Annotated in this window: 1 protein-coding gene; it reads right to left on the bottom strand. The window is 70.8% G+C overall.

The window, feature by feature from the left end; genetic code table 11:
* The coding region (gene hrpA / locus FRW57_RS19630; RefSeq protein WP_420853271.1) for an ATP-dependent RNA helicase HrpA at window positions 1-3115 on the bottom strand (3115 nt) is incomplete at both ends.

Genomic DNA, 3115 nt, shown 5'->3' with positions numbered 1-3115 from the left:
GGCATCGCGCTCGGCCTCCGTCGGCAGCACGCGGACGGCCACGCTGCCGCCCTGGTCGACGACCGCGGGGAAGCCGTGCACCACGCGGTCGCCCTGGCGCCGTTCGAAGCGCTCCTGCAGCCGGCCGAAGTCCCACTGCTGCAAACCTTCCCGTTCGACCGCCCGGCCCACCCGCTGCATCGTGCGGCGCACCTCCGGCCGGAGGCGGGACTGGAGCGCCTCGAGGTCCTTGCCCTCACCGAGCGGGCGACCGCGGTCGCCCTCGATCCGGAAGGTGACGCGCAGGTGGTCGGGCACCCGGTCCAAGTCCCACGCGTCCGGGGCGACAGCGACGCCGGTGCGCTCGCGCAGCGCTCGGCCGAGCTCCTCGGTGATCGAGCCGGCCCGGGGGTCGGCAGCGGCGAGCGCCGCCCTCGCGTGGTCGGGAGTGGGGACGAAGTTGCGCCGGAGCGCCTTGGGCAGCGACTTGAGCAGGGCGATGGCGAGGTCCTCGCGCAGTCCCGGCACCTGCCAGTCGAACCCGGCGTCCTGGACCTGGTTGAGCACCTCGACCGGGATGTGCACGGTGACGCCGTCGGCCTGGGTGCCGGGCTCGAACTGGTAGGAGACCGCAAAGGTGAGGTCGCCCTGATGCCACTCCTGCGGGTAGGCGTCGGCATCGATCTCGTCGGCTTCGTCGCTGACGAGCAGGTCCTCGGTGAACGTCAGCAGATCGGGGTTCTCGCGCCGAGCCTTCTTCCACCACGAGTCGAAGTGCCGTCCCGAGACGACGTCTGCCGGCAGCCGCTCGTCGTAGAAGTCGACCAGCGTCTCGTCGTCGACGAGCAGGTCGCGACGGCGGGCGCGCTCCTCGAGTTCGCCCAGCCGGCGAACCAGTTCGCGGTTGGCGTGGAAGAACTCGTGGTGGGTGTCCCACTCCCCCTCGACGAGCCCCTGCCGGATGAAGAGGTCGCGCGACTCCTCGGGGTTCACCCGCGCATAGCCGACGGTGCGCCCGACGACCAGCGGCACGCCATACAGCGTCACCCGTTCCTTCGCGACGGCGCTGGCGCGCTTCTTGGACCAGTGCGGCTCGGAGTAGCTGCGCTTGACCAGGTGCTGCGCCTGCTTCTCGATCCACGCGGGGTCGGTGCGGGCGTTGACCCGCGCCCACAGCCGCGACGTCTCGACGAGCTCGGCCGACATGACCCACTGCGGCTGCTTGCGGAAGAGCGCGGAGCCGGGCGAGATGCCGAACCGTGCCCCACGGGCCCCGAGGTAGTCACGCTTGTCGGGGTCGCGCAGGCCGATGTGCGACAGCAGCCCGGCCAGGAGCGCCTGGTGGATCCGGTCGGCGTCGGCCTCGTCGGAGTTGAGCGTCAGCTCGAGCTGTTTGCAGGCCTGCTTGAGCTGGCTGTGCAGGTCCTGCCACTCACGAATTCGCAGGTAGTGCAGGTATTCCCGCTTGCACATCCGCCGGAACGCACTGCCCGACAGCTCCCGACGCTGCTCCTTCAGGTAGCGCCAGAGGTTGAGCAGCGCCATGAAGTCGCTGTGCTCGTCCTTGAAGCGGGCGTGGCTCTGGTCGGCCTGCGCCTTCTTGTCGGCGGGCCGCTCGCGCGGATCCTGGATGGACAGGGCCGCGACGATGACGAGCACCTCGCGCAGGGCTCCGTTGGTCTCGGCCTCGAGCAGCATCCGGGCCAGTCGTGGGTCGACCGGCAGCCGGGCCACCTTCCTGCCGTATGCCGTGAGCCGCTTGCGTGGGTCGCTCACCGACCCGTCGATGCAGCCGAGCTCCTCCAGCAACCGGACGCCGTCGGCGACCTGCCTCGAGTCCGGCGGGTCGACGAAGGGAAACCTGACGATGTCACCGAGGCCCAGGGCGGTCATCTGCAGGATGACCGACGCGAGGTTGGTGCGCAGGATCTCGGGGTCGGTGTAGGCCGGTCGGGCGTCGAAGTCCTCGCGGGAGTAGAGCCGGATCGCGATGCCGTCGGCGACGCGGCCGCACCGGCCCGAGCGCTGGGCGGCGCTCGCCTGCGAGATCGGCTCGATCGGCAGGCGTTGAACCTTGGTGCGCTGGCTGTAGCGCGAGATCCGCGCGGTGCCGGCGTCGACGACATACCGGATGCCGGGCACCGTGAGCGAGGTCTCCGCCACGTTGGTGGCCAGCACGACGCGACGGCCGCTGTGCGAGCTGAAGACCCGGTGCTGCTCGGCGGCCGAGAGCCGCCCGTAGAGCGGCAGGATCTCGGTCTGCGGCAGCGACATCCCGGTGAGCGCGTCGGCGGCGTCACGGATCTCTCGCTCCCCCGACAGGAAGACCAGGATGTCTCCGGTGCCCTCGGTCCACAGCTCCTCGACCGCCTCGCAGATGCCGGTGACCTGGTCGACGTCGACGAGGGTGTCGCCCTGTTCACGGACGAGGGGTCGGTAGCGGACCTCGACCGGGTAGGTGCGCCCGGAGACCTCGATGATCGGTGCAGGTCTGCCGTCGACTGCGAAGTGCTCGGCGAAGCGCTGCGGGTCGATGGTGGCCGAGGTGATGATCACCTTGAGGTCCGGCCGGCGCGGCAGCAGCTGCCGGAGGTAGCCGAGGATGAAGTCGATGTTGAGGCTGCGTTCGTGCGCCTCGTCGATGATGATCGTGTCGTAGCGGCGCAGCTCGCGGTCGCGCTGCATCTCCGACAGCAGGATGCCGTCGGTCATCACCTTGACCAGGGTGTCGCGCTGGGAGTGGTCGGTGAAGCGGACCTGGTAGCCCACCGCCGTGCCGAGGTCGGTGCGGGTCTCCTCGGCGATCCGCTCCGCCACCGACCGGGCGGCGATCCGGCGCGGCTGGGTGTGGCCGATCAGGCCCTCGACCCCGCGGCCGAGCTCGAGGCAGATCTTGGGGATCTGCGTCGTCTTGCCCGACCCCGTCTCGCCGGCGATGACCACCACCTGGTGGTCACGGATGGCCGTCGCGATGTCGTCCTTGCGGGCGACGACCGGCAGGTCCTCGGGGTAGCGCAGGGGGGCAAGGGCCGCCAGCGCAGCCGCGCGCCGCTCGATCCGGGCCGCTCGCTGGTCTGAGGTCTCCCGCGGTCGGCGACCGCCTCCATCGTGCTGCGCACGACCGCCGTGCGAGCGG

The sequence above is a fragment of the Segeticoccus rhizosphaerae genome, assembly GCF_009192725.1.
GTDB lineage: Bacteria > Actinomycetota > Actinomycetes > Actinomycetales > Dermatophilaceae > Segeticoccus > Segeticoccus rhizosphaerae.
The sequence above is the reverse complement of the archived record's forward strand: the minus strand, read 5'-3'. Positions and strand labels throughout refer to the sequence as shown.